Source organism: Pelomicrobium sp. (assembly GCF_036803785.1).
Taxonomy (GTDB): domain Bacteria; phylum Pseudomonadota; class Gammaproteobacteria; order Burkholderiales; family UBA6910; genus Pelomicrobium.
This window is the reverse complement of sequence record NZ_DAIRTR010000020.1, coordinates 1-24,782: the sequence shown is the minus strand read 5'-3', so window position 1 is coordinate 24,782 and position 24,782 is coordinate 1. Positions and strand designations below refer to the sequence as shown.

At 65.1% G+C, this 24,782-nt stretch carries 25 protein-coding genes; 17 read left to right on the top strand and 8 right to left on the bottom strand.

The window, feature by feature from the left end; translation table 11 throughout:
- Window positions 1-37 precede the first annotated feature (37 nt).
- The 3 genes from V7Q81_RS03975 to glk are packed head-to-tail and all read left to right on the top strand — an operon-like array spanning window position 38 to window position 4,254.
- Window positions 38-814, top strand: coding sequence for a zinc-dependent peptidase (locus V7Q81_RS03975; protein ID WP_333840560.1), 777 nt, complete (start codon window positions 38-40; stop codon window positions 812-814).
- Entirely contained in the window at window positions 807-3,188 is a 2,382-nt protein-coding gene (locus tag V7Q81_RS03970; protein WP_333840559.1) for an EAL domain-containing protein, read from the top strand. Before V7Q81_RS03975 ends, V7Q81_RS03970 begins: the two co-directional genes overlap by 8 nt.
- A gap of 4 nt (window positions 3,189-3,192) precedes the next feature.
- A complete protein-coding gene (gene glk / locus V7Q81_RS03965; RefSeq protein ID WP_333840557.1) occupies window positions 3,193-4,254 on the top strand; it encodes a glucokinase in 1,062 nt (353 codons plus the stop codon).
- Here glk and V7Q81_RS03960 read toward each other — a convergent pair.
- The 4 genes from V7Q81_RS03960 to moaA are packed head-to-tail and all read right to left on the bottom strand — an operon-like array spanning window position 4,206 to window position 7,519.
- Window positions 4,206-5,114: a helix-turn-helix transcriptional regulator gene (locus V7Q81_RS03960; RefSeq protein ID WP_333840556.1), complete on the bottom strand. Its 909-nt coding sequence runs from the start codon at window positions 5,112-5,114 to the stop codon at window positions 4,206-4,208. The two genes, glk and V7Q81_RS03960, sit on opposite strands and share 49 nt — an antisense overlap.
- Window positions 5,111-5,695 (bottom strand): molybdenum cofactor guanylyltransferase MobA, encoded by a 585-nt coding sequence (mobA, locus tag V7Q81_RS03955; RefSeq protein WP_333840554.1) that lies wholly within the window; start codon window positions 5,693-5,695, stop codon window positions 5,111-5,113. Before mobA ends, V7Q81_RS03960 begins: the two co-directional genes overlap by 4 nt.
- Entirely contained in the window at window positions 5,692-6,507 is an 816-nt protein-coding gene (locus V7Q81_RS03950; protein ID WP_333840553.1) for a formate dehydrogenase accessory sulfurtransferase FdhD, read from the bottom strand. Before V7Q81_RS03950 ends, mobA begins: the two co-directional genes overlap by 4 nt.
- A gap of 4 nt (window positions 6,508-6,511) precedes the next feature.
- On the bottom strand, window positions 6,512-7,519 hold the full coding sequence (gene moaA, locus V7Q81_RS03945) for a GTP 3',8-cyclase MoaA (RefSeq protein ID WP_333840552.1): 1,008 nt from the start codon (window positions 7,517-7,519) through the stop codon (window positions 6,512-6,514).
- A 237-nt stretch (window positions 7,520-7,756) separates the two neighbouring features.
- On the opposite strand from moaA, the gene V7Q81_RS03940 reads away from it, so the two are divergent.
- The 10 genes from V7Q81_RS03940 (at window position 7,757) to V7Q81_RS03895 (ending at window position 17,066) form a co-directional block, all read left to right on the top strand.
- Complete coding sequence (locus V7Q81_RS03940; protein WP_333840551.1) at window positions 7,757-8,218, top strand: DUF3305 domain-containing protein; 462 nt, start codon at window positions 7,757-7,759, stop codon at window positions 8,216-8,218.
- Between the two features lie 52 nt (window positions 8,219-8,270).
- Window positions 8,271-8,801: a DUF3306 domain-containing protein gene (locus tag V7Q81_RS03935; RefSeq protein ID WP_333840550.1), complete on the top strand. Its 531-nt coding sequence runs from the start codon at window positions 8,271-8,273 to the stop codon at window positions 8,799-8,801.
- Between the two features lie 198 nt (window positions 8,802-8,999).
- Complete coding sequence (locus V7Q81_RS03930; RefSeq protein ID WP_333840549.1) at window positions 9,000-11,039, top strand: 4Fe-4S binding protein; 2,040 nt, start codon at window positions 9,000-9,002, stop codon at window positions 11,037-11,039.
- A complete protein-coding gene (locus tag V7Q81_RS03925; RefSeq protein WP_333840548.1) occupies window positions 11,036-11,653 on the top strand; it encodes a TorD/DmsD family molecular chaperone in 618 nt (205 codons plus the stop codon). Before V7Q81_RS03930 ends, V7Q81_RS03925 begins: the two co-directional genes overlap by 4 nt.
- A gap of 30 nt (window positions 11,654-11,683) precedes the next feature.
- On the top strand, window positions 11,684-11,881 hold the full coding sequence (locus tag V7Q81_RS03920; protein ID WP_333840546.1) for a formate dehydrogenase: 198 nt from the start codon (window positions 11,684-11,686) through the stop codon (window positions 11,879-11,881).
- Between the two features lie 23 nt (window positions 11,882-11,904).
- Complete coding sequence (locus V7Q81_RS03915) at window positions 11,905-14,826, top strand: formate dehydrogenase subunit alpha (RefSeq protein ID WP_442954750.1); 2,922 nt, start codon at window positions 11,905-11,907, stop codon at window positions 14,824-14,826.
- Between the two features lie 22 nt (window positions 14,827-14,848).
- On the top strand, window positions 14,849-15,469 hold the full coding sequence (gene fdh3B, locus V7Q81_RS03910; protein ID WP_333840542.1) for a formate dehydrogenase FDH3 subunit beta: 621 nt from the start codon (window positions 14,849-14,851) through the stop codon (window positions 15,467-15,469).
- 2 nt (window positions 15,470-15,471) lie between these two features.
- Complete coding sequence (locus tag V7Q81_RS03905) at window positions 15,472-15,711, top strand: hypothetical protein (RefSeq protein WP_333840540.1); 240 nt, start codon at window positions 15,472-15,474, stop codon at window positions 15,709-15,711.
- A gap of 9 nt (window positions 15,712-15,720) precedes the next feature.
- Complete coding sequence (locus tag V7Q81_RS03900) at window positions 15,721-16,779, top strand: formate dehydrogenase subunit gamma (RefSeq protein WP_333840538.1); 1,059 nt, start codon at window positions 15,721-15,723, stop codon at window positions 16,777-16,779.
- 11 nt (window positions 16,780-16,790) lie between these two features.
- Complete coding sequence (locus V7Q81_RS03895) at window positions 16,791-17,066, top strand: hypothetical protein (RefSeq protein ID WP_333840535.1); 276 nt, start codon at window positions 16,791-16,793, stop codon at window positions 17,064-17,066.
- 262 nt (window positions 17,067-17,328) lie between these two features.
- Here V7Q81_RS03895 and moeA read toward each other — a convergent pair whose 3' ends face one another.
- The 4 genes from moeA to V7Q81_RS03875 all read right to left on the bottom strand — a co-directional run bounded on the left by moeA (window position 17,329) and on the right by V7Q81_RS03875 (window position 21,777).
- Window positions 17,329-18,603 carry a molybdopterin molybdotransferase MoeA gene (gene moeA / locus V7Q81_RS03890; RefSeq protein WP_333840533.1) on the bottom strand — a complete coding sequence of 425 codons (1,275 nt, stop codon included), beginning with the start codon at window positions 18,601-18,603 and terminating at the stop codon, window positions 17,329-17,331.
- 44 nt (window positions 18,604-18,647) lie between these two features.
- A complete protein-coding gene (locus V7Q81_RS03885; protein ID WP_333840531.1) occupies window positions 18,648-19,490 on the bottom strand; it encodes an ABC transporter ATP-binding protein in 843 nt (280 codons plus the stop codon).
- Entirely contained in the window at window positions 19,490-20,527 is a 1,038-nt protein-coding gene (locus V7Q81_RS03880; protein ID WP_333840527.1) for a FecCD family ABC transporter permease, read from the bottom strand. The genes V7Q81_RS03885 and V7Q81_RS03880 overlap by 1 nt, the downstream gene beginning before the upstream one ends.
- Window positions 20,528-20,682: 155 nt before the next feature.
- Complete coding sequence (locus tag V7Q81_RS03875; protein WP_333840526.1) at window positions 20,683-21,777, bottom strand: substrate-binding domain-containing protein; 1,095 nt, start codon at window positions 21,775-21,777, stop codon at window positions 20,683-20,685.
- Window positions 21,778-21,871: 94 nt separating this feature from the next.
- Between V7Q81_RS03875 and V7Q81_RS03870 the strand changes: the two genes are divergently transcribed.
- The 4 genes from V7Q81_RS03870 to V7Q81_RS03855 all read left to right on the top strand — a co-directional run.
- Entirely contained in the window at window positions 21,872-22,579 is a 708-nt protein-coding gene (locus V7Q81_RS03870) for an ABC transporter permease (protein ID WP_333840525.1), read from the top strand.
- A complete protein-coding gene (locus tag V7Q81_RS03865) occupies window positions 22,572-23,315 on the top strand; it encodes an ABC transporter ATP-binding protein (protein WP_333840524.1) in 744 nt (247 codons plus the stop codon). The genes V7Q81_RS03870 and V7Q81_RS03865 overlap by 8 nt, the downstream gene beginning before the upstream one ends.
- Window positions 23,312-24,169, top strand: coding sequence for a substrate-binding domain-containing protein (locus V7Q81_RS03860; RefSeq protein ID WP_333840522.1), 858 nt, complete (start codon window positions 23,312-23,314; stop codon window positions 24,167-24,169). Before V7Q81_RS03865 ends, V7Q81_RS03860 begins: the two co-directional genes overlap by 4 nt.
- A 107-nt stretch (window positions 24,170-24,276) precedes the next feature.
- A partial coding sequence (locus tag V7Q81_RS03855) for a response regulator (RefSeq protein ID WP_333840577.1) occupies window positions 24,277-24,782 on the top strand: 506 nt, incomplete at its 3' end.

The following is a 24,782-nucleotide window of genomic DNA, read 5'->3' as shown; positions in this document are numbered from 1 at the left end:
TCAACCCAGGCGGTCCCGCCGCGCTATACTCGGCTTTATGCTGAGGCGAGTACGAAACTGGCAGCGCAGACGGGTGCTGGCACGCCATCCCATCGACGCCGCTGCTTGGGCCGGAGTGATCGAACGGGTGCCGTTCCTGGGAGATCTAAATGAGGACGAGAGCGCGCGCCTCCGTGATTGGACTGCCTTGTTCCTTCACGAGAAGAGCATCCATGGCGCCGGCGGCTACGAGGTGGACGAGGAGACACGGCTCGTCATCGGGGCTCAGGCTTGCCTCTTGATCCTCAACCTGGATCTGGACTACTACGGGGACTGGGTGGAGGTGATCGTCTATCCCGACGAGTTCATCCCGGCACGGGAATACGTGGACGAGGCGGGGGTGGTGCACACGGTACGGAAGCCTCTGGCAGGTGAGTCCTGGCTGCAGGGGCCCGTCATCCTTTCGGCCGCGGATGTGGATCCGTCCTGGCACGAAGGGCCAGTGAACGTGGTGATCCACGAGTTCGCCCACAAGCTGGACATGCTGAATGGCGATGCCAACGGCATGCCGCCCCTACACCCGGGCATGGATCCGAAGGTCTGGAAAGCGGCCTTCGAGCAGGCTTATCAGGACCTGCGCCGGCGCGTCGAGCGAGGTTTGCCGGCCCCGATCGATCCCTACGGGGCCGAAGCGCCTGGAGAATTCTTCGCGGTGGCGAGCGAGGCCTTCTTCCAGGCGCCCAAGACCCTCCAGGCCGCCTATCCAGCGGTGTATGAACAGATGCGCCAGTTCTACCGCCAAGACCCCGCGGCGCGGGGTGGCGGCCATGGCTGAGGTCCCGGCCTGGACGCGGATGGGTCGCTGGTTGCGGCCCCGAGCGGTGGCCGTGGCCGGCTTCGCCGTCATGCTGGTCCTGATGGTGGAGCTGGTGGCCATGGGGATGGCTCGGCTCGACGAACTGACCAGCCGCATTGACCACATCGCTTACCGCCAAGGGGCCAAAATGCAGGCGACCGCCGACTTGCTGGACGTGACGCGCCAGCGCTCGGAGCTGCTGGGAGTCCTCCTCGTGGACCGGACGCTGCGCCAGCAGGCGGAGGTCTATCGGCGCCTTGAAGCCCTGGGGCAGCGCTCCACTCAGCTCATGGACCGCCTGGAAGCCCTGGAGCAGGATCCCGTCAAGCGGCTTGCCTTGGAGGAGCTCCTGCGCACGGGCCGTGCCTTGGAGCGCATGCGCGATGCCATGGCGACCGCCCTTCAGGCGGGCCAGATCAACGAAGCCCTGCGTTTGCGCTTGTCCCAAGCGGCCCCCGCCGCCCGCTTCGAGGAACTGCTCACTGGTGCAGTGTCCGCCCAGCGGGCCGAGATGCTCGCCGCCATGGACGAGGCACTCGCCGGCGCCCGAGGGGCGTACTTGTTTCTCGCCGTGCTAGGGGGTGGCCTGCTGGTGATCGGGGCGGCGGTAGCAGTGCTGGTGATTCGCCACATCGGGCGAGCAGAGGCGGCGTTATACCGGGAGAAGGAGCGGGCCGAAGTGGCGTTGCACTCCATCGCCGAAGGGGTGATCACCACCGACGCCCGTGGCTGTATCGAGGTATTGAATGCTGTGGCAGAGCAGCTCACCGGCTGGCGCAGCGCCGAGGCGCGGGGCTTGCCGCTCGATGCGGTGTACGTGGTACTGGACGAGGAGTCCCAGAAGCCCTTGTCCCACGGCTTCGCCGCGGCGGCGGGTCGCACCTTAATCACCCGGGCAGCGATCCTCAAGGCGCGGGACGGGCGGCGCATTCCGGTGGAGGAGTCCTGCTCGCCCATTCGGGGGCCGGACGGGACGGTGACCGGGCTCGTGGTGGTGTTCCACGACGTGAGCCACGTGCGCGCCATGGCCCAGCGGCTCACCTGGCAAGCGAGCCATGATTCCCTCACGGGCCTGGTCAACCGCCGGGAGTTCGAGCGTCGGCTCGCCTATCTGCTGGAATCGGCCAAGACCGACGGCCGCAAGCACGCTTTGCTCTACCTGGATCTGGACCGGTTCAAGGCGGTGAACGACACCTGCGGCCATGTGGCCGGCGACGAACTGCTGCGCCAGCTTGCGGCGGCGATGCACGTGAAGATCCGGGGCAGCGACACCCTGGCCCGCCTTGGCGGCGATGAGTTCGGCGTGTTGCTGGAGGCCTGCCCCGTCGATCAGGCCATCCGCATCGCCAATGGCCTGCGGGAAATCGTGCGCGACTTCCGCTTCCATTGGAAGGACAAAACCTTCTCCCTGGGGGCGAGCATCGGCTTGGTGATGGTGGACGCCGACAGCGGCACGGTGGCCGACGTGCTGGCGGCGGCCGACGCCTCCTGTTACGCAGCCAAGGAAAAAGGCGGCAGCCGGGTAGAGATGTATCAGCCCGGCACTGCCCTCACCCGCACGCCCCAGGGCGACGTGGCCATGGTGCACCAGATCACGAGCGCCCTGGAAAAGGGAGGCTTCCGGCTCTACCGCCAGCCCATCGCACCGGTGACGAGGGGGGGCGGATGCCCCCACTACGAAGTGCTGGTGCGCATGGTGGACGAATCCGGCCACCTGCTCGCTCCCAACGATTTCATGCCGGCGGCCGAGCGCTTCAATCTCCTGCCCATGGTGGACCGCTGGGTGGTGACGGCGCTTCTCGACTTCATGGCCCAGGAAGCGCAACACTGGGGGGCCGACCTGGAGAGCTGCTACTCCATCAACCTATCCGGAGCGAGCCTCAACGACAGTACGTTCGCCGAGTTCCTGCGCCGTCGGATGGAGGCCGCACGGGTGCCGCCCCGGCGGCTGTGCTTCGAAGTGACCGAGACCACCGCCATCTCCAACCTCACCAAGGCGAGCGAATTCATGCACGACCTGCGGGTTTTGGGCTGCCGCTTCGCCCTGGACGACTTCGGCGTGGGCATGTCCTCCTTCGCCTATCTCAAGCACCTGCCGGTAGACTTCCTGAAAATCGACGGCAGCTTCATCCGTGACCTCGCTGGCAATCCGGTGGATTACGCCATCGTGGAGGCGATCAACCGGATTGCTCATCTGCTGGGGATGAAAACGGTGGCCGAATTCGTGGCCGACCAGATCACGCTGGAAAAGCTCAAAGAGCTCCGGGTGGACTATGCTCAAGGGGATCTGATCGGCGCGCCGGAACCCCTGGCGGTACGAGTGGAGGCGAGCCCCGCTGCCGCTGCCGGGTGAACCCATGGTCGTCCGCGACCCCGGGGAAGGGGAGCTCATCTATCTCTCCGGCGACATCGGCGGTACCCACACCCGGCTGCAACTAGGACGGGTGGCCCAGGAGGCGCCCCAACCTCTCCTGGAACAGGTCTATCCAAGCGCCGGCTACCCGAGCCTCGCCGCGGCGGTGGAGGCGTTTCTCGCTCGACCCCAAGCCGCGGAGCTGAGGGCGCGGCTTGCGGCCGCCTGCTTCGCGGTGGCCGGTCCGGTGCAAGAAGGCCGGGCGCAGCTCACCAACCTTTCGTGGCAGGTGGACGCTTCGGCGCTCACCGCCGCGCTGGGGATCGCCCGGGTAGAGGTCTTGAACGATTTCGTCGCCGCGGCCTACGGGGTCGAGGCCTTGGGCCCTTCGAAGCAAACGATCCTGCAGCCCGGCATTGCCGCCCCCCACGGTGCGAAGGTGGTACTGGGGGCGGGGACAGGCCTGGGGGTGGCCGCCCTGGTGTGGACCGGGGAGGGTTACCAGGCGGTTGCCTCCGAGGCGGGTCATATGGACTTTGCCCCCTTGGGTCCCCGGCAAGCGGGCCTGGCCGAGGCCTTGGCCTCGCGTTTCGGACGGGTCTCCTACGAGCGGGTTCTCTCGGGGGGCGGGCTGGAGGCGATCGACCTCTATCTGCAGGGGCAGGCTGGAGCACCGCCCCGATACCGCCCTGCCCGGGAGATTACCGCCCTCGCACTGGCGGGACAGGATCCGGTGGCCGATCAAGCCCTGGAGTTGTTCGTGGCGGTGTATGGCGCTTTTGCGGGGAATATGGCCCTCGCCTTCCTCGCCACCGGGGGGGTCTACCTTGCCGGCGGCATCGCCCCCAAGATCCTCCCGCGGCTCACGCGCCCGACTTTTCTCGAGGCATTTCGTGCCAAGGGGCGGTTTGCCGGACTGCTGACGGCGATGCCCGTCGTGGTGGCCGTGGACGAAGGATTGGGTCTCAAGGGGGCTTCCCGGCGAGCCGCCGCCTTGGCGCTTCGGTCGGCCACGGATCAATCCTCCGGAATGGGCAGAATCCGTCCTAGGGGTTCCAGATCGTAGCCTTGTAGCGAGGCGGCGACAGCGGCTATCTCCGGCCCGCGCAACACTTCCAGCAGGGCCTGGAACAAGCGGCGGAAATACACGGATCGGGGCAGCACCAGATCGAAACACTCCCATCCCAGGGGCAGGAACCCGAGCCCGAACTCGCTGGCGGCCCCGTGTACCCCTGGGGCGCAGTCGGCCTGGCCCCGGGCGATGAGGGCGGCGGCCTCGCGCTCCGAGAGGGCCCGGGCCGTGATTTGTTCTTCGGCTACAGTGAGCCCCCGTTGGGCGAGCTGGGTTTCCAGGAAATGCTGGGAGCCGGCGCCTTCCTGGCGCAAGGCCCAGCGTATCCCGGGCCTCACCAGGGTCTCCAGCCCGGTCGCCCCGACGATGGCACGCCCCAGGAGAATACCCTGTTCCCGGCGTGCCAGGCGCACCAGAGTCCAGCTGCGGTGGGTAGGATAGCTGCGAACAAGCTGGGGGTGGCGGCGGTCGGCGGAAGCGGCTGGACCCCAATGGATGGCGACCGCATGGGCCCGGCGCTGGGCGAGAAGGGCGAGCCCCAGGCGGGTGCCAGTGGGGGACAGGCTCACCAGGCCCGATGCCCCGATCTGGCTAGCGAGCAGGGCCGCGGCGGCAGCGAGCAGGGGGTCGTCGCTGCCGGCAATCACCAAGCGATCGGCGAGCACGCCCCCATGGGCCGACTCCAGCAGCCACTCGTCCACCAGCTTTCGGGGGAACAACCATTTGCCGGCGGCCTTGGTGGCGGGAATCGCCCCCTCCTTGACCAGGGCGTAGATCTTTTTCTCGTTGAGGTGGAGGTAATCCGCCACCTCCTTGACCGTGAAGTAGTCCCGAGGCTCTCCCGCTTCGTTCATGACCCCACCCACCGGGCGGATTGGTCCAGTTCTTCCGGAGTATTGATATTGCGGAAAGCGTCCGCCTCGTCGTCGAAGGGCACTTCCACCACCCGCAGGCTCGCGTACCAGGCGTCGATCTTGCGGCCGCCGCTCGCGAGATACCGTTCCAGATGGTCTTTCAAGGCCCGACGACCCAGGCAGAACACCGGGTGGGGTTGATCGAAGGTCTTGGCCACCGCCAAGTCGGCTTGATTCCCCGCCAAAGCAGCCTTAAGCCGCGCCACCAGATCCGAAGGCAGGAAAGGAGAGTCGCAGGGCACCGTGGCCACCAGGGGATGGGCGGCCTCGCTCAAGCCCCGGTGCAGGCCCGCCAGGGGACCGGCGAAGCCGCCCACCAGATCAGGAATGACCCGATAGCCGAAACGGGCGTATTGCTCGAGGTTTTGATTGGCGTTGACCAGCACTTCATCCACCTGGGGTGCGAATCGTTCCAGCACCCACTGGGCCAGGGGCTTGCCTTTGAGAAGCTGCAAGCCCTTGTCCACGCCCCCCATGCGCCTGCCCATGCCGCCGGCGAGGAGGACCCCGGTGACCTTCACGCCTTGACGAACCTCTCGCGACCGGTAAAGAGCAGGTAGTGCTTGCCGGTGGCTCGGCCGATCATGGTGATGCCCACCTTGCGAGCGATCTCGTAGCCCATCTGGGTGAGGCCCGAGCGGGAGACGAGAAAAGGGATTCCCATCTGGGCGCACTTGATCACCATCTCGGAGGTGAGCCGCCCCGTGGTGTAGAAGATCTTGTCGGCACCTTCCAACCGGTCGAGCCACATCATTCCGGCGATGGCGTCCACCGCATTGTGCCGCCCCACGTCCTCTATGAATATGAGGATATCCGCTCCCTTAGCCAGGGCACAGCCGTGGACAGCGCCGGCCTGTTTGTAGATGGACTCGTAACGGCGCACGTTGTCCAGCAGCCCGTAGAGGGTTTCCTCCGTGAGGGTCACGTCGGCGGGCAGTTGGATCCGGTCGATCTCCTCCATCAGGTTGCCGAACACGGTCCCTTGGCCGCAGCCGGTAGTGACGGTGCGCTTGCCCATCTTTTCCTCGATGTCGCCAAGGCCGGTGCGAGTCGTGACCGCCACTGCCTCGGTTTCCCAGTCTACCTGCACCGCCACGATGTCCTCGATGCTGTTCACCAGCCGCTGGTTGCGCAGATAGCCGATGACCAGGGCTTCCGGGGCCGCCCCCAGGGTCATGAGGGTGACGATTTCCCGCTTGTCCACGTACAGGGTGAGGGGGTGTTCGCCGGCGATCTGGGTCGGCAGTTCCTCACCCCGCTCGTTGAGCGCCGTGATGGTGAAAGTGGCGGGACGGGCGGCGTTGGTGAGCCGGGGACGATAAGGCGCGTCCACCGCCTCAGCCTCCCGTCACCGACATGAAGCGGATCACCTTGGGCTTGGCCTGGAACAGGTTGAAGTCGTGTCCCCGGGGCTTGATGCCCATGGCATCGATGATGGCCTGGCGCACCGGCTGGTCGTCTTCCGGATGGGCTCGCAGCAGGGGCAGCAGAGGGGTGGAGTCGTTCTGTCCCAGGCAGGGGAAAAGCTCGCCCGTGCAGGTGACGCGTACCCGGTTGCAGCTGGCACAGAAGTTGTGGGAGTGGGGCGAGATGAAACCCACCTTGGTCCGGGTGCCGGGGATGCGCCAGTAGCGGGCGGGGCCGCCGGTGGTCTCGGTGCTGGAGACCAGCTCGAAGCGGCGACTGAGCAGGGCGAGCGCGTCGTCCGAGCTGTAATAAGTGTCGATCCGGGCGTGGCCCACGTCTCCCAGGGGCATTTCTTCGATGAAGGCGATGTCGATCTCCTGATCCACGGCGAACTGGACCAAGTCGCAGAACTCGTCTTCGTTGACGCCCCGGATCATCACGGTATTGAGCTTGATGCCGGCAAAGCCCGCCGCCTTGGCCGCGGCGATACCGCGCAGCACCTTGTGCAGGTCCCCGACCCGCGTGATGCGCCTGAATTTGTCCGGGTCGAGACTGTCCAGGCTCACGTTGACCCGGCGCACGCCCGCCTCCACCAGGGGCTGGGCGAAGCGCTCGAGCTGGGAGCCGTTCGTGGTCAATACCAACTCCTTGAGCCCCGGGAGCCGCCCCAGCTGCTGGAACAGCCAGAGCACGTTCTTGCGCACCAAGGGCTCGCCCCCCGTGATGCGGATCTTGGTAACTCCTAGACCTACGAACACCCGGGCAAGCCGCAGGCATTCTTCCAGGGACAGGACCTGGGCGCGGGGAAGAAAGGTCATCTCTTCCGCCATACAGTAGGTGCAGCGGAAGTCGCAGCGGTCGGTGACCGAAAGGCGGATATAGTTGACCGTGCGGCCGAACTTGTCCACCAACGGGCTTGCCCCTAGGTCATGGCTCATTTTTTCCTCGCCTCGTTTCAGGGAAGGACGGTCGCAGCCACCCGCTGCAAGGGTCGTTCCGGGGCCGTACGGGTAATGGCGGAAAAATTATTACAAAACCTCCGACGAATGCTCAAGGCGCTCGTGCCTCTGACGACGAAGCGGCGGCGTATCCCAGGAAACCGATGGGCTCGATCGTTGTCCCTTTCCCTTCGGACTAAACTATTATTGCATATTATGTTTCCGGAAACGTTGCCCGTGGCGGTCGTCATGGAGCGGCTCCGCCTGGACAATCCCTGGTGTTCCTACCGCTGGGAGGCCATCGGGGTAGTGGAAGACGGTGCGCCCCCGCAGACCCCGCCCCGGGTGATCTTAGAGGACGAACGGCGCCGGCGGGTGCTCTATACTGGTTTTCGCTTGACGCTGCGCCGGGACGAGGTGGAGGACTACTGGCTCAACGTCTCGGCGAGCGAGCCCCGGGTCTTCGTCCTGTGGCGCCACGATGAGCAAGGGGAAGCGCGTCCCGCCTTCGTCACGGTGAGCTACGGGGAAGCCGCCCGGTGGATGGACGCCAACGAGCAAGTGGACGGAGTGCCCATGCCGCCGGAGATCTATCGCTGGGTCGGGGAGTTCGTGGAAACCCACTACCGCCCGGACCCCGAGGCGAAAAAACGGCGCCGCTACGCCTCCAGCAGGCTGGAACGCCATGGCAAGCTCTGACAGGACTGATCCCCCTGCCGCCGGAAAACCGGCCGAAGGCCAGAAAGAGTCTGTGCCTGGTCCGCGCCAGGAGGAGTCTTTCCTCGCCCGCTGGTCCCGGCTCAAGCGGGAGTCCCGGGCCGAAGGCGGCGCTGGCGGTCCCGTGCGCAAGCCGGTGGAAGACCCGCCTCCGCCCTTACCGCCCCTGGACCGCTTGAGCTTCGAGTCGGATTTCCGGGCCTTCATGCACCCCAAGGTGGAAGATGGGCTGCGCCGGGCGGCGTTGAAAAAGCTCTTCAGCGACCCGCGTTTCAATATCATGGACGGGCTCGACGTGTACATCGACGACTACAATAAGTTCGAGCCTTTAGAGCCGGAGCTGTTAGCCAGGCTCACCCACACCGTGGAGCACCTGCTCCAGAGCCGCTCCCAGGAGGAGGCGCAGCCAAGGCCGGCCCAGGCAGGAGAGGACCGCTCTGGGCGGGGACAGGAGCTGTCTTCCACCCCACAGCCCCTTGCGTCCCGGGGCGAGGCAGCGCCCACCGCTCTGGATCCCGCATCTGCTGACCCAACCGCCTCGGAAGGCCCCGAGCATCGCGTCTAAGCGCCAGGCTGGAAAGACCGGGAGACGCCAGGAGGTTTGGCTTTTTTCCTCTTTTTTTGTCATTCATTTCTCACTTTCTTCGGTTTATGAATTGCTCTTATTTATGAAGTTATAAACCGGGTCTTTCACGTGCGACGCTAACCCATTGAAATGCCTTTAAGCGACAAGGCGATCCGGGTCTGCAGCTGCAATGGCACGATGACCGTGGATGGGTCATTGTTGGCCAAGGGATTGCAGCTCGACGCACCCCTGCCCGTGCACCAGCAGCTCTGCCGCCGCCAAATCGGCGAAGTGGAAGCGGCGCTCAAGAGCGGTCGCGACACGGTAGTGGCGTGCACCCAGGAGGCCTCTCTCTTTGGCGAACTGGCGGCCGGGACCGACGCCCAGGTTCCCTTGAAGTTCGTCAATCTCCGGGAGGCGGCCGGTTGGTCCCGGGAAGGCCGTAACGCCGGTCCCAAGATGGCTGCGCTGCTGGCAGCCGCCATGGTGCCGGATCCCGAGCCGACGCCTCGGGTCTCTTACAAATCCGAGGGGCGCCTGCTGTTAATCGGCCAAGCGGCGGCCTGCATCGCCTGGGCCGAGCGCCTGGAAAAACAACTCGACGTGAGCGTGCTGGTGACAAGCGCCGCGGGCGGGGGAGACCTGGGCGCTGAGCGCCGCTATCCCGTGTTCTCGGGCCGGGTGAAGGCGATCCGGGGGTACCTGGGCGCCTTCGAAGTCCATTGGGAACAGGCAAACCCCATCGACCTGGAAATCTGTACCCGGTGCGGCGCCTGCATCCGGGTCTGTCCGGAGCGGGCTATCGATTTTACCTACCAAATCGATTTGGATCGGTGCAAGGCCCATCGCCAGTGCGTGGCGGCCTGTGGTGAAGTGCGAGCTATCGACTTCGAACGGGTGGAGCGGGAGCGCTCGGAAACCTGGGATCTGGTGTTGGACTTGTCCGAGAGGCCCCTCCTGTCCCTGCTCCAGCCGCCCCAGGGTTACTTTGCTCCCGGCCGAGACCCCCTGGACCAGGCGCTTGCGGTACAACAACTGCTGGGCTTGGTAGGCGAGTTTGAGAAACCGAAGTTTTTCGTCTACAGAGAAAGTATCTGCGCCCACAGCCGATCGAAGATCATCGGGTGCCGCCAATGCCTTGACGTTTGTTCGACGGGGGCCATTTCGGAGGAGGGGGATCACGTCCGGGTGGAGCCTCACCTGTGTATGGGGTGCGGCGGATGCGCCACGGTGTGCCCGTCGGGTGCCATGGGATATGCCTATCCCCGGGTAGCGGACATGGGAAACCGTTTGCGCGCCCTACTGCAAGCGTATCTCCGGGCCGGGGGCAGGGACGCCTGCCTGCTATTCCACAACGCCACCGACGGCCGCGAGCTGCTCCTAAAACTCGGCCGCCAGGGTCAGGGCCTGCCTGCCCGGATCATACCGGTGGAAGTCTTCCATGTGGGGTCCGTGGGCTTGGACCTCATGTTGGGCGGCATCGCCCTGGGGGCTAGCCAGGTGGCGGTGCTGAGCACCGGGAGCGAGGCGGAAGGCTACTTGGCCGCGCTGCGGCAGCAGATGACTTTCGGTCAGGAAATTCTCCACGGGCTGGGCTACGGTGGAACCCATCTGCATCTCATAGAGGCGTGCGAAGTGGAGGCGCTGGAAGAGGCTTTGTGGGATCTTCCCCGGGCCGAGACCTGCGCGCCCGGGTCTTTTCACCTCGCCAACGACAAGCGCACCACCCTGGACTTCGTCTTCGAGCATCTGCTGCGGCACGCCCCCCGCCCCGTGGAGTCCCTCACCCTATCTGCGGGAGCGCCCTACGGGGAAGTGCGCGTCGACAGGGAGCGCTGCACCCTATGCATGGCCTGTGTCGGGGCCTGTCCCGAGAGCGCCCTGCTAGACGGCAAGGAACTGCCCCAGCTCAAGTTCGTCGAGGCGAATTGCGTGCAGTGCGGCCTGTGTGCCAAGACCTGTCCCGAGAACGCCATCACCCTGACGCCCCGGCTGCTCCTCTCCAGGCAGGCGAAGGAGCCGCGCGTGCTCAATGAGGCGGAGCCTTTCCACTGCGTGAAATGCGGCAAACCCTTCGCGACCCGGCGGATGATCGACAACATGACGGCCAAGCTCGCGTCCCACCCCATCTTCGCCGAAGGCGCGGCGCTTGCCCGGCTGCAGATGTGTGCCGACTGCCGGGTCATCGACCTCATGCAGGGTGAGAAGCCGGTCTCCATCTTCGAGGTGACGCGATGAGCGGTGGCGCCTGGCCTGTTCACGCCCCGGCACCGGTCGCTCCAGAGGATCTGGCCCGGGCCGACATGTACGCGCTGATCTCCAATCTGTTCTACGCGCCGCCGACGCAAGCGCTGTTGCAACTGGTGGCGCAGGCTGACACCGGTCCGCAGGAGGAAACGTCGCCTTTTGCCTCCGCTTGGCGCGAGCTCAAGGCGGCGGCTGCAGCGGCCGATGCGGCGCGAGTGCGGGAGGAGTTCGAGACCTTGTTCTACGGCGTGGGGCGGCCCAAGGTGATGGTGTTTGGCTCCTATTATCTTGCCGGGTTCATGATGGAGAAGCCCCTGGCGGCGCTGCGGGACGATCTGGCCGCGCTAGGGTTTGCCCGCAAGCTTACCGCTGGCGAGCCGGAGGATCATATTGCGGCCCTGTGCGACGTGATGCGCATGCTGATCCTGTCCGGGGCTGGGCTGGAGATCCAGAAGCGGTTTTTCTCCGCTCACCTGAAACCCTGGTATCCGAGGCTCGCCGACAGCCTGGCGCGCGCCGAGGAGGCCGATTTCTTCAGGCGCGTGGGCAGACTTACCGCGACGTTTTTCGATGTGGAAGTGGCTTCATTTGACATTGCCGATTGACGGCCGACAGAGAAGAGGAGGGCAAAGACCATGAGCGCGACGACCAATGCCGGAAGGCGCAAGTTCATGCTGGCGCTCACCGCCGGCGGCGCGGCAGCCGCAGCGGCTGCATTGACCGGGACGCACCAGGCGCCTGTCCAGGCGAACGCCAACAAGGAGGCGGCCTCCAAGCGGGGCTACCAAGAGACTGCCCACGTGCGCCAGTACTACCAGACCGCTCGGGTCTGACTGAAGGAGGAGGCTCTCACATGTTGCTGATCAAGAAATCGACGACAGGGGTCCAGCGCCCCAACCGCCTGAGCCGCAGCGTGGCCGGATTCCTGGGCAACACCATGGATCGGCGCACCTTCCTCAAGCGTTCTGGGATCGCAGTCGGGGCGGGTGCCTTTGCGAGCCAGCTGCCCTTCTCCATGATGGACAAAGCCCAGGCCGCCAAGTCTGAAGGCACGGGCCCCGTGGAGGTGCGGCGTACCGTGTGCACCCACTGCTCGGTGGGCTGCGCCATCGACGCGGTGGTGAAGAACGGAGTATGGATCCGGCAGGAGCCGGTGTTCGATTCCCCCATCAACCTGGGAGCCCATTGCGCCAAGGGTGCTTCCGTGCGGGAGCACGGCCACGGCGAGCATCGCTTGCGCTATCCGATGAAGCTCGCGGGCGGCAAGTGGCAGCGCATCAGTTGGGAGCAGGCGATCAACGAGGTGGGCGACAAGCTGCTCGCCATCCGCAAGGAGAGCGGCCCCGACGCGGTGTTTTGGATCGGCTCCAGCAAGCACAGCAACGAGCAGGCCTACTTGCTGCGCAAGTTCGTCTCCATGTGGGGCACGAACAACTGTGACCACCAGGCGCGCATCTGCCACTCCACCACCGTGGCGGGAGTGGCGAACACCTGGGGTTACGGGGCCATGACCAACTCCTACAACGACGAACAGTTTTCCAAGTGCATCCTGTTCTTCGGCTCCAACGCCGCCGAGGCGCACCCGGTGTCCATGCTCCATACGCTGCATGCCAAGGAGAACGGGGCCAAGGTGATCGTGGTCGATCCGCGCTTCACCCGCACTGCGGCCAAGGCAGACTATTACTTCCGCACCCGTTCCGGCAGTGACGTGGCGTTCTTGATGGGGCTGCTCTACCACATCTTCAAGAACGGCTGGGAAGACAAGGAGTACATCCGCCAGCGGGTCTACGGCATGGACAAGGTCAAGGAAGAAGTCCTGGCCAAGTGGACTCCGGACAAGGTGGAAGACGTGACCGGCTTGGACGAGAAGTCGGTGTATACCATAGCCAAGCTCATGGCGGAGAACCGGCCATCCACCATCGTGTGGGCCATGGGCCAGACCCAGCACACCACTGGCAACGCCATCGTGCGCGCTTCCTGCATCCTGCAGCTCGCCCTCGGTAACGTGGGCGTCTCCGGTGGCGGATGCAACATCTATCGCGGCCACGACAACGTGCAAGGCGCAACCGACGTAGGGCCTAACCCGGATTCCCTGCCTGGCTACTACGGCATCGCGCCGGGATCGTGGAAGCACTGGGCCCGGGTGTGGGGCGTGGACTACGAATGGCTGAAAGGGCGCTTCGCCTCGGAAGCTATGATGACCAAGCCCGGCATCACGGTATCCCGCTGGTTCGACGCGGTCCTGGAGAAGAACGAGAACATCGACCAGGATCCCAACCTGCGGGCGGTGGTCTACTGGGGCCATGCACCCAACAGCCAATCCCGCGGCAAGGACATGCTGGAGGCAATGAAGAAGATGGATCTGATCGTGGTGATCGATCCGTATCCGTCCGCCACCGCAGCCATGGCCGCCCTGGCACGCACCGATGGCGCGTACCTGTTGCCAGCGGCGACCCAGTTCGAGACTTCCGGATCTTGCACCGCCTCCAACCGCTCGCTCCAGTGGCGGGAGCGGGTGATCAAGCCCCTGTTCGAGTCCCAGACCGACCAGGCGATCATGTACGCCTTCGCCAAGAAATTCGGGTTTGAGAAGGAGTTCGCCAAGAACCTGAAGATCGTCAAGCCCGATCCGGACAAGTTCGAGGAACCCGAACCCGAGTCGGTCCTGCGGGAAATCAACCGGGGCACCTGGACCATCGGTTACACCGGGCAGTCGCCGGAGCGGCTGAAGGCCCACATGCGCAATATGCACGTCTTCGACGTGAAGACCCTGCGCGCCAAGGGCGGGGTGGACAAGGAGACGGGCTATGTGCTGGACGGGGATTACTTTGGACTGCCGTGGCCTTGCTACGGAACGCCAGAGCTTAAGCACCCGGGGACGCCCAACCTGTACGACACCTCCAAGCACGTTATGGATGGTGGCGGTAACTTCCGCGCCAACTTCGGCGTGGAGCGGGATGGGGTGTCGCTGCTCGCGGAAGACGGCTCCCACTCCAAGGGCGCCGATATCACCACCGGCTATCCCGAGTTCGATCATGTGCTGCTCAAAAAGCTGGGTTGGTGGGACGAGCTGACCGAGGAGGAAAAGAAAGAAGCCGAGGGCAAGAACTGGAAGACCGACCTCTCCGGCGGCATTATCCGTGTGGTGATGAAGAACCACGGCTGCCATCCCTTCGGCAATGCCAAGGCCCGGGCGGTGGTGTGGAACTTCCCTGATCCTATTCCCCAGCACCGGGAGCCCCTGTACTCGCCGCGGCCTGATCTGGTGGAGAAGTATCCGACCCACGAGGACAGGAAGGTGTTCTGGCGGCTGCCCACCTTGTTCAAGACCATCCAAATGGCGAACAAGGAGATCTCCAAGGAGTATCCCCTGATCATGACCAGCGGCCGGCTCGTGGAATACGAAGGGGGCGGCGACGAGACGCGGTCGAACCCGTGGCTCGCCGAGCTGCAGCAGGACATGTTCGTCGAGGTGAACCCGAAGGACGCCAACAATGCCGGGGTGCGCAACGGAGAGTACGTGTGGGTGGAATCTCCCACCAAGGCACGCATCAAGGTCAAGGCGCTGGTCACCGAGCGTGTGGCTCCCGGAACGGTGTTCTTGCCGTTCCACTTCGCGGGGTGGTGGATGGGCCAGGACCTGCTAGACAAGTATCCGCAGGGAGCCGCCCCCATCGTCCGCGGCGAGGCGGTCAACACCGCCACGACCTACGGCTATGACGCGGTCACCATGATGCAAGAGACCAAGACGACGCTCTGCCGCCTTTCCAAGGCGTAACGGATTCGGAGGAGGCTAGACCATGGCTCGAATGAAGTTCATATGCGACGCGGAGCGCTGCATCGAGTGCAACGCTTGCGTGACCGCGTGCAAGAACGAGCACGAGGTGCCCTGGGGCGTGAACCGCCGGCGGGTGGTGACGATCAACGACGGCGTGCCGGGGGAGCGCTCCATCTCGGTGGCGTGCATGCATTGCTCGGACGCCCCCTGCATGGCGGTGTGCCCAGTGGACTGCTTCTACAAGACTACGGAGGGCATCGTCCTGCACGACAAGGACCTGTGCATCGGCTGCGGCTACTGCTTTTATGCCTGCCCGTTTGGCGCACCCCAGTTCCCCCAAGACGGAGGTTTCGGCTTGCGCGGCAAGATGGACAAGTGCACCTTCTGCGCCGGCGGGCCCGAGCCGGATTTCTCCGAGGCCGAGTTCAAGAAGTACGGCCGCAACCGGATCGCGGAAGGGAAGCTACCGGCCTGCGCCGAGATGTGCTCCACCAAGGCCCTCTTGGGTGGCGACGGGGATGTTCTGGCAGACATCTACCGGCAGCGGGTCCTGGTGCGCGGCCGGGGCGCGGAGGTCTGGGGCTGGGCGACTGCCTACGGACGCCCTGAACAGCAAAGCGCGCCGTCCGGGAAAGGAGGCTGATCATGAAAAAGGTGGCAGCGGCCGCCATCGCGGCGCTGCTCGCCTTGGGACTCGGGGCCTGCGGCGAGACGCCTCAGGTTACCCAGTACAAGGCGGGCAAGTACCAAGGCAAACCAGATAGCCTGCCGTGGGACAACGAGGAGTTCAAGGGCGACAAGGCGGCCTGGGAGAAGAGTATCAAGACCCGGCAGTTGGGCCAGAACGAGTACGTCCGCATCGCGGGCGATACGGCCGGACGATAGGAGGATGCCATGCCAAACCTTGTCTGTGCCCGCCTGGCGGCGGCCGGACTCCTAGGCTTCGCTCTGGTCGGAGGAACGGCGCTCGCCGCCCCCGGCCAGCAGCCGTTCGTGGATGTCCCGAGGCAGCGGGTGGAGGAGCAGCAGGCGCGCCAGGAGGTGCAGCCCCTCAACAACGCGCCCGTGTGGCGCGAAGTGCGTTCGGGGCAGGGCATCACCCAGGTGCGAGGGGTGGAAACAGGGGTCCTCATCCAATCCCAAGGGGAGACCTGGCGGGAGCTGCGTAACGGTCCCGTCACCCTCTACGGCGGCATCCTGATGATCGCGGTCCCGCTTCTGATCCTTGCCTTCTACCTGATCCGCGGCCCCATTGGGCAGCACGAACCCGACACCGGGCGCAAGATCCTGCGCTTCAACGCCTGGGATCGGGTGATCCATTGGTCCACCGCCATTTCCTGGGTGATCCTGGCCATCACCGGCCTCGTCATCCTCTTTGGCAAGCACGTGCTGCTGCCGGTGTTCGGCTATACGGTGTTCGCGTTCCTCGCCAACTTGTCGAAGAACCTACACAACTTCGTGGGACCGTACTTCATCGTATCGGCACTGGCCATGATGGCCACCTACGCCGGGCGCAACCTTCCGCGCGCCTACGACCTGCAGTGGCTCGCCAAGCTGGGAGGCTTCTTCAGCAAGAAGGAGGTGCCCTCCGGCTTTTTCAATGCCGGCGAAAAGCTGTGGTTCTGGATCGGGGTCGTCTTGCTCACCATCGTGGTGAGCGTCACCGGATTGATCCTGAATTTCCCGAACTTCGGTCAGGGGCGTGAAGCGATGCAGCTCGCCAACGTGGTCCACGCGATCGGTGCGCTGCTCTACATGGCCTTCGGCATGGGTCACATCTACCTAGGCACCGTCGGGGTGCAGGGCGCCTACCATTCCATGCGCTACGACGGCATGGTGGACGAGGCCTGGGCCAAGGCCCACCACGAGTACTGGTACGAAGAGGTCAAGGCCCAGCAGAAGGCAGCGGCCCAGGCGGCTCCCGCCGTGGGCGGTGCCCCGCAGCGGGCTTAAGGAGGAGGCAAATGAAGCGCAGTACATGGATCGGCGCGGCAACGGGGCTTCTGCTCGCGGTAGGGGCGACAGGCATCGCCCAAGCCAAGTTGCCCCCGCCGACGGAAGAAGAAAAAGCCAAGATGGAAGAAGCAAAGCGCAAAGCCGAAGAGGCGGCGAAGAAGGAGGCCGAAGCCCTTGCCCGGGTCCAGGACATGATCGCCGAGCGCTACAAGCGCGCCAAGGCGGGGGCTTCCGAGACGGCCAAGCCCGTTACCGCGGCTGCCGCGAAAGAGACCAGGAAATAACCGGGCGCGAGCTCAGGAAATGAGGGTGCAACCTCCGGTTGCGCTTTTTTTGTGCATGCGCTTCAGGCGTCTGAGCCGCGGGGAGCATTCCGGCAATGCGCCCGGACGGAGGAGGGGGAAGGCTCGTCTGAAGCTCCTTCCAGGGACGGGCGTGGCGACGCCCAGCGCCTTGCAGACTTTCACACAGGCTGGGTTTATCCGCCCATCCGCCCGGATGGGATGGACCGCGCCATTGAGCCGCGCTCGATCGTGACCTGGCCCCCTAGACCAGGCCTTCCATGAGTTGCACCTCCACCAGGCTGCCGGCGGGTACCGGGCCCTGGTCCTGGGGCAGGACGATGAAGCAGTTGGCTTCGGCCATGGAGCGCAGGATGCCGGAGCCTTGCTCCCCCGTGACCCTGACCACCCATTCTCCCGAAGGCTCCTGCGTGAGGATACCCCGCTGGAACTCGGTGCGGCCGGGCGCTTTCTTGAGAGCCGTGACACATCTCACTTTGAAGGTGGGCAGAGGTCCTAGGTCGCTTCTTCCCATGAGCACGAGCAGGGCGTCGCGGACGAATTCGTAGAAGGTCACCATGACGGAGACCGGGTTTCCGGGGAGCCCGAAGAAGTGGGCGCCGCCCACCTTGCCGTAGGCCAGGGGCCGGCCAGGCTTCATGGCGATCTTCCAGAACACCACCTCCCCCAGCTTGTCCAGGAGATCCTTGGTGAAGTCGGCCTCCCCCACGGACACACCGCCGCTGGTGATCACCACGTCCGCCATAGCGGCGGCTTCCCGGAAAGCCTGCTCCAGGGCCGCCGGATCGTCCCGCACCACGCCCATATCGATCACCTCGCATCCCAGGCGGGCGAGCATGCCGTAGAGGGTATAGCGGTTGCTGTCGTAGATCTGGCCTTCCCCCAGAGGCATGCCGATCGACACCAGCTCGTCCCCCGTGGAGAAGAAGGCGACCCGCAGGCGCCGAAACACCACGACTTCGCCGATGCCAAGGGAGGCGAGCAGTCCCAGCTCCGCGGGTCGCAGCTGCTTGCCTCGGGCGAGCACTACCTGGCCCGGCTTGAGATCTTCCCCTGCCCGGCGCACGTTCTGGCCGGCTTTGTAATTGCCCGGCCCGATGCGGGCCGTTTCCCCGTCGCATTGCACCTGCTCCTGCATCACCACCGTGTCGGCTCCGACGGGGATGATGGCACCGGTCATGATGCGTACGCACTGCCCGGGCCCCACCGTGCCGCGGAAAGGCGCTCCGGCGAAAGCGGTGCCCACTACCCGAAGCTGGGTTTCTTCCTCTGGCTTCAAATCCGCGTGGCGCACGGCGTAGCCGTCCATGGCGGAATTGTCGTGGGCGGGAACGGCTAGGGGGGAGATGACGTCTTCCCCCAGTACCCGCCCCAAAGCGGCGCGCAGGCTTACCCGCTCGGTGCCCGTGAGGGGAACGAGAAATTGCCGGATGAGCTGCCGGGCCTTTTCCACCGGCAGGGAATTGGGGTCGTAGTCGTCGGCGCAGCTGGCCGCTTGCAGGGATTTCGCTGATGGCATGAGTTTGCTCCGTGGATTCCTCGGTCCTCGGCTGTGTTGGAATTCTACGCCATCCCCTGGTGGAGCGTGCCGCGCGATGTCGGGGCGGGATCCCTGCGCGCGAGGGACGGCACGCAAGTCTTACGGGTCTCGCCCGGCGCCACGACGACGTCTACCACCTGGACTTGAACGCCGTATACCCGGTATAGGTTCTCGCTGGTGATGACTTCCGCCGGTGGGCCCTGGCACAGGATGAGTCCGTCGCGCAACATCAACACCCGATCGGCGCAGATGAAGGCCTGATCCGGATCGTGGGTCGAGAACAGGATGCCGATGCCTTCCCGGGCGAGGGCGCGCATCTGAGCGAGCACCAGGAGTTGATTGCCGAAGTCCAGGTTGGCCGTGGGTTCGTCCAGCACCAACAGCTTCGGCTCCTGAGCCAAGGCACGCCCGATCAGGGCGAGTTGTCGCTCGCCGCCACTCACCTGGGTATAGACCCGCTCCGCCAAGTGATCGATGCCCAGCATGGCCATGACCCGCTCTGCCGCCTCGTGGTCGCGGCGGCCGGGCGTCCCGAACAAGGGCAGCTGGGCGGTGCGGCCCATCAGCACGATCTCCCGCACGGTGAAGGCGAAATAGCCGCTGTGGGCCTGGGGAACGTAGCCCATGGCCCGGGCGAGGGCATTGCGGCGCCAGCGCTTAATCGGCACCCCCTCGACGAGGATATCTCCTGCCTTGGGAGGCAGCAGACCCAGGATGGTGCGAAAAAGGGTGGTCTTGCCGCAGCCGTTGGGGCCCAGCACGCAGACCACCTCGCCTGGCGCGAGGCTGAAGCGGAATCCCGCTCCGATGATCCGACTTGGGTAGCCGAAGGCGAGGTCATAGACCTGCAGGGCCGCAGGGCGCATCACCATCCCCGTCGGGCGGCAGCAAGCAGCCAAAGGAACAGCGGTGTTCCGATCACGGCGGTGAGCACACCGGGAGGAATTTCGATCGCCGCCAGGGTCCGCGCCAGCGTATCCACGGCCAGGAGATAACACGCCCCAAACACCATGCTGAGGGGCAGCAGGCGGCCGAAGTCCGGTCCCACCAGGAGTCGCGCCGCGTGGGGTACGAGCAGGCCGACCCAGCCGATGACCCCGCTCACCGCCACGCTTGCAGCGGTCATGAGGGTGGCCGCGCACACCACCGCGAGGCGCAGTGCGGCCGTGTGTACCCCGAGGGCCCGCGCTTCGTCGTCGGGTAGCGAGAGGAGATTCATGCGCCAGCGCAGCAGCACCAAAGGGAGGAGGGCAGCGAGAGCAAGGGGGGCGGCCAGTTGCAGGTCCGAAGGTGTGATGGAGGCCAGGCTTCCCAAGAGCCAATGGGTGATGGCGGGAAGCTGGTTGTAGGGATCGGCGAGGTACTTGATCAGGGCGAGCAGCGCCCCGAGGAGCGTTCCGATCACCACGCCTGCTAGGATGAGGGTGAGCATGGGATCGTGGCGGCGCACCGCCGAGCCCACCGCGTACACCACGGCCACGGCAACCAGACCGCCCGCAAAGGCAAAACCCTGGATCGCTGCCGCCCCCAGGGAAAAAAAGATAGCGAGCGCCGCCCCCAGGGCCGCCCCGGAGGAAACCCCTAGGATATCGGGAGAGACGAGGGGGTTGCGGAACATCCCCTGGTAGGCTGCTCCCGCCGCAGCGAGGGCAGCACCCACCACGATGGCGGCAGCGATGCGTGGCCCGCGGATCTGGAACACCACCGTTTCCACGGGCGACGGGGCGGCGGCGCCCTTCAGCCGGGCGACCAGCACATCGAGGAGCTGCCCGGGAGAGATCGGGAATTTCCCCACCATGAAAGCGAGAATTACCAAGCCCAGGAGCAGGACGGAAGATAGCCAAAGGGGCCACTGGGGCGGGGCGGCCGCAGAGCCGCGGCGCAGGGCCCAGACACCGCTCATCGGCACAGTCTCTCCGAGGCGAAGGGCGTTTGGTCTCGAGGGCGGATCAAGGGAAGGTTCTCCAAAAGCGGCGCACAGGAGCAAGCGTGCGCAAAACGAATTCTATCAGCCCAGTTTTCCTGGAATTGCATCGGCCCCTGGACTAGGAAGCGAGCCTAGAGCCTGGCAACCGGGTCCGTGGGGATAGCCGTCGACGCCAGCAGCTGCGACAGGTTGTAGACCTTCCCGGCCTCGGACACATCATAGCCGGGCATTGCTGCAGCTGCCGCGCGCAACTCGGAGCCGCGGATCGCCTGCAAAAGTTTTTGCACCGCCGGCTCCTCCAGGCTTCTGCGCCGGCAGGCGAGATAATAGGCTTCCCAGGCGAGGGCAATGAATGCCAGGCCGTAGAGATGGGCTGCGGCACGGATACCGAAGCCCACGTCCGCGCCGCCGCTCGCCACCGTGGCGGCCACCGCCTGATGGGTGTATTCCTCGTTGGCATAGCCGGCGATGTGCGCAGGGGGGACACCGGCTTCGGCGAGCAACCGATCGAAGAGCAACCTCGTTCCGGATCCCCGCTGGCGATTGATGAAACGCACTTGCGATCGGGCGAGATCAGCAAGTCCGCGGATCGAGTGGGGATTGCCTCGCCCCACCATCAATCCCTGCTCCCGTCGCGCGAGCAGAATGATGACGATGGATTGGCCGCGGAGGAACGGTTCCAGCATGCGCCGGCCGTCGGGCAGGGTTTGGGGGCACAAGTGGAATCCAGCGAGCTGGCATCGGCCGCGCCGCAGGGACTCCAGACTTTCCGAGCTTCCCTGGAAGACGATATCGAGAGGGAGCACTGAATCGAGCCGCGCCTGCAAGGCCGCCAGCAGTAGATCGTGGCTCGCGCACAGGCTAACCGCCTTGTGTCTGGGTTTTCGCCAGTGGGAGAGTGTTTCGGCCATCTCCTCCAGGAGGGGAGCCGCCTCGCTCGCCAGCCGCCGCCTCAACTGGGCATCCACCGCCAGGAGACGCTCGGCGGCGGCTGTGAGGCGCGCTCCACGGCCTTGTTTCAGTAGCACCAGGGGAACGCCTAGCCTCTCGGCGATCCGGACGATCCGCCCCCAGGCATGGCGATAGGAAATGCCCGTCGCCCGCGCCGCCCGAGCGAGGGAGCCGGTGGATTCCACGGCTCGAAGCAAGGCAAGAAAGTCCCCGTCGAGGCAAAGCCTCTCCTCTCCTCGCAGGGTCCAGACCAATCCGGGTTCCAGGGTTTCCATATATGCAATATATAACATATTGTGTAGGGAAGATAGAAAAAATAACATAATAGCTTAGCAAGTATCTGTAAAAAATTTCATATACTGCAGTTTGATGAACGATACCCTCGCACAGGCCTTCGTCCAGGCTTTTTCCCTCCTCGCAGGCGCCGACCCGGCTTTATGGGAAATCGTGGGCCTGAGCCTGCGGGTGAGTCTTGCAGCGGTGGGGCTCGCCGCCCTCGTCGGCCTGCCGATAGGCGCTACTCTGGCGGTGGCTCGCTTCCCCGGCCGCCGAGTGCTGACCGTGATCCTCAACGCCCTCATGGGGCTTCCTCCGGTGGTGGTAGGGCTTCTCATTTATCTGCTCCTTTCCCGGGCCGGACCCTTGGGGGAGCTGGGCCTGCTCTTCACACCCAGCGCCATGGTGATCGCCCAGACCGTCCTGGTGACGCCCATCATCGCTGCCCTGGCGCGGCAGGCCGTCGAAGACGCCTGGGGGGAATACGCGGAACAGCTCAAGTCCCTGGGGGCGGGCCCGGTGCAATGGGCCCTCACCCTGCTGTGGGACTGTCGCTTTTCCCTGGTGACGGCGATCCTCGCCGGCTTCGGGCGGGCGGCCGCCGAGGTGGGGGCGGTGATGATCGTGGGGGGCAACATCGCCGGAGTCACCCGGGTCATGACCACCGCCATCGCCCTGGAAACCAGCAAGGGGGATCTGCCCCTTGCCCTGGGGCTGGGGATCATCCTCATGGCCATCGTGCTCGGCCTCAACGCCGCGGCCTATTTGGTGAAGGAAGTGGCTGAGCGACGCCATGGATAAATTCGCAGCAAAGCGCGACGTCTCCTTGCTGCCCCTCGTTCTCACGGAAGTGAGCTACCGGGTGGGGGGACGCACCCTCATCGACCGCGTCACAGCCCGGATCGAGTCGGGGCCGCGTACCGTCATTCTCGGGCCCAACGGGGCAGGCAAGAGCGTGCTCATGCGCCTTTGTCACGGGCTGCTGATGCCCACCAGCGGCTCGGTATGCTGGAACGCGCCAGAGATTCCCGGACAGCCCCGGCGGCAGGCCATGGTGTTCCAGCGGCCGGTGATGCTGCGCCGCTCGGTCGTCGACAACATTCGCTATGCCCTAAAGCTTTCCCGGGTGTCACCCGAGGTGCGGGAGGCTCGAGCCTGGCAGGCCCTGGAGCGAGTCGGGCTTTCCGCCCTCGGCGATCGTCCCGCCCGGGTACTCTCCGGCGGCGAGCAGCAGCGCTTGGCCCTCGCCCGGGCGTGGGCCTTGAAGCCCGAGGTCCTGTTCCTGGACGAGCCTACGGCGAACCTGGATCCGAGCGCCTCGCGGGAAGTGGAGGCCATCATCGCGGCCATCCACGCCGAAGGCACCAAGATCGTGATGAGCACCCACAACCTGGGCCAGGCGAGGCGGCTCGCCGACGAAATTCTCTTTCTCCACGAAGGCCGGTTGGTGGAGCGATCCTCGGCAGAGCGGTTTTTCCGGCAGCCTGCCTCCCCCGAGGCCGAGACCTTCATCAAGGGGGAGCTTCCATGGGAATGAGGCGTCAAGCCGCGCTCGGCGTGGTGCTCGCCCTTATTGCGGTATGGGCTTGCGCCGCCGAAGGGCGGTTCATCACCGTGGCCTCCACCACCTCCACCGAACAGTCAGGGCTGTTCAAGTACCTGCTCCCCAGGTTCGAAAAAAAGACGGGCATCCAAGTGCGGGTGGTGGCCGTGGGCACCGGCCAGGCCCTGGACATCGGCCGACGGGGGGACGCGGACGTGGTGTTCGTCCATGATCGGCCAGCCGAAGAGAAATTTGTCGCCGAGGGCTTTGGCGTGGCGCGCTGGGAGGTGATGTACAACGATTTCGTGCTCATCGGGCCCCGCGCGGACCCGGCTGGGGCAGGTGGTGGCCAGGATATCGTGGCCGCCTTCAGAAAGATCGCGGCGGCGCGAGCCCCCTTCGTGTCCCGGGGGGACAAGAGTGGTACCCACGCCGCCGAGCGCAGGCTCTGGGCGCAGGCAGGGATCCACATCGATCGGGACAAAGGCAGCTGGTACCGGGAGTGCGGCTGCGGCATGGGGCCCGCCCTCAACACCGCGGCGTCCCTCAACGCTTATCTCCTCTCCGATCGAGGGACCTGGCTGAGCTTCCGCAACCGGGGCAGCCTTATCCTTCTGGTGGAGGGGGACGAGCGGCTGCGCAATCCATACGGCGTGATCCTGGTAAATCCGACCCGGCATCCCCACGTCAAGGCGGACGAGGGGCAGGCTTTCATCGATTGGCTGGTGTCCCCCGAGGGTCAACAGGCCATCGCCCAGTTCAAAGTGGCGGGGGAGCCCCTTTTCTTTCCCAACGCCCGTCCGGAAGTGGGTAAGGTCCGGTCAGAGGAAAGGAAGTTCTCCAGGTGAACCATCCCGGCGGGCCGATCTCCAACAAACAGTGGACAAAATGTCTCAACGATGCTGTAATGCCTTGCCAATAAGAAGGTTTTTGATAAGGGGGAAAGCCTTTGGGTCTGGGTAAATCCGGTACCGCGCCGCTCCAAGCCCATCGCGCCGCCCCGGACGCCCCCTGGAGCCAGTACGCGGTCCTGGTGGTGGACGACGAGGAGGGGATGCGCAACTTCATCAGCCGCGCCCTCAAGAACCGGGGCTGTGGACTGGTGGAGACGGCGGCCACCGCCGAGGAGGGGGCGCGGCTGGTCGAGCGCTGTCATTTCGACTTGGTCATCCTGGACATCGCATTGCCTGGAAAAGCGGGGGTGGTGTGGCTCAAGGAGCTGCGGGAATCCGGCTTCTACGGAGAGGTCATCCTGATTACCGCTTTTGCGGACCTGGAGACCGCCATCGACGCCTTGCGAGCGGGGGCGTCGGACTTCATCCTCAAGCCCTTTCGCATCGACCAGCTGCTCAATTCCATCCAGCGCTGTTTCGACCGGGCGCGGCTCGCCCGGGAAAACTTTGTATTGCGTCGGGAGATACGGGAGCTGGGGGGGCTGGAAGACCTGGTGGGGGAATCCGA

Excerpts from the sequence above, each read along its gene's own strand:
- V7Q81_RS03975 (WP_333840560.1), top strand. The coding sequence starts at position 38 with ATGCTGAGGCGAGTACGAAACTGGCAGCGCAGACGGGTGCTGGCACGC.
- V7Q81_RS03970 (WP_333840559.1), top strand. The coding sequence starts at position 807 with ATGGCTGAGGTCCCGGCCTGGACGCGGATGGGTCGCTGGTTGCGGCCC.
- glk (WP_333840557.1), top strand. The coding sequence starts at position 3,193 with ATGGTCGTCCGCGACCCCGGGGAAGGGGAGCTCATCTATCTCTCCGGC.
- V7Q81_RS03960 (WP_333840556.1), bottom strand. The coding sequence starts at position 5,114 with ATGAACGAAGCGGGAGAGCCTCGGGACTACTTCACGGTCAAGGAGGTG.
- moaA (WP_333840552.1), bottom strand. The coding sequence starts at position 7,519 with ATGAGCCATGACCTAGGGGCAAGCCCGTTGGTGGACAAGTTCGGCCGC.
- V7Q81_RS03930 (WP_333840549.1), top strand. The coding sequence starts at position 9,000 with ATGACCGTGGATGGGTCATTGTTGGCCAAGGGATTGCAGCTCGACGCA.
- V7Q81_RS03925 (WP_333840548.1), top strand. The coding sequence starts at position 11,036 with ATGAGCGGTGGCGCCTGGCCTGTTCACGCCCCGGCACCGGTCGCTCCA.
- V7Q81_RS03920 (WP_333840546.1), top strand. The coding sequence starts at position 11,684 with ATGAGCGCGACGACCAATGCCGGAAGGCGCAAGTTCATGCTGGCGCTC.
- fdh3B (WP_333840542.1), top strand. The coding sequence starts at position 14,849 with ATGGCTCGAATGAAGTTCATATGCGACGCGGAGCGCTGCATCGAGTGC.
- V7Q81_RS03905 (WP_333840540.1), top strand. The coding sequence starts at position 15,472 with ATGAAAAAGGTGGCAGCGGCCGCCATCGCGGCGCTGCTCGCCTTGGGA.
- V7Q81_RS03900 (WP_333840538.1), top strand. The coding sequence starts at position 15,721 with ATGCCAAACCTTGTCTGTGCCCGCCTGGCGGCGGCCGGACTCCTAGGC.
- V7Q81_RS03895 (WP_333840535.1), top strand. The coding sequence starts at position 16,791 with ATGAAGCGCAGTACATGGATCGGCGCGGCAACGGGGCTTCTGCTCGCG.
- moeA (WP_333840533.1), bottom strand. The coding sequence starts at position 18,603 with ATGCCATCAGCGAAATCCCTGCAAGCGGCCAGCTGCGCCGACGACTAC.
- V7Q81_RS03885 (WP_333840531.1), bottom strand. The coding sequence starts at position 19,490 with ATGCGCCCTGCGGCCCTGCAGGTCTATGACCTCGCCTTCGGCTACCCA.
- V7Q81_RS03880 (WP_333840527.1), bottom strand. The coding sequence starts at position 20,527 with ATGAGCGGTGTCTGGGCCCTGCGCCGCGGCTCTGCGGCCGCCCCGCCC.
- V7Q81_RS03875 (WP_333840526.1), bottom strand. The coding sequence starts at position 21,777 with ATGGAAACCCTGGAACCCGGATTGGTCTGGACCCTGCGAGGAGAGGAG.
- V7Q81_RS03870 (WP_333840525.1), top strand. The coding sequence starts at position 21,872 with ATGAACGATACCCTCGCACAGGCCTTCGTCCAGGCTTTTTCCCTCCTC.
- V7Q81_RS03865 (WP_333840524.1), top strand. The coding sequence starts at position 22,572 with ATGGATAAATTCGCAGCAAAGCGCGACGTCTCCTTGCTGCCCCTCGTT.
- V7Q81_RS03860 (WP_333840522.1), top strand. The coding sequence starts at position 23,312 with ATGAGGCGTCAAGCCGCGCTCGGCGTGGTGCTCGCCCTTATTGCGGTA.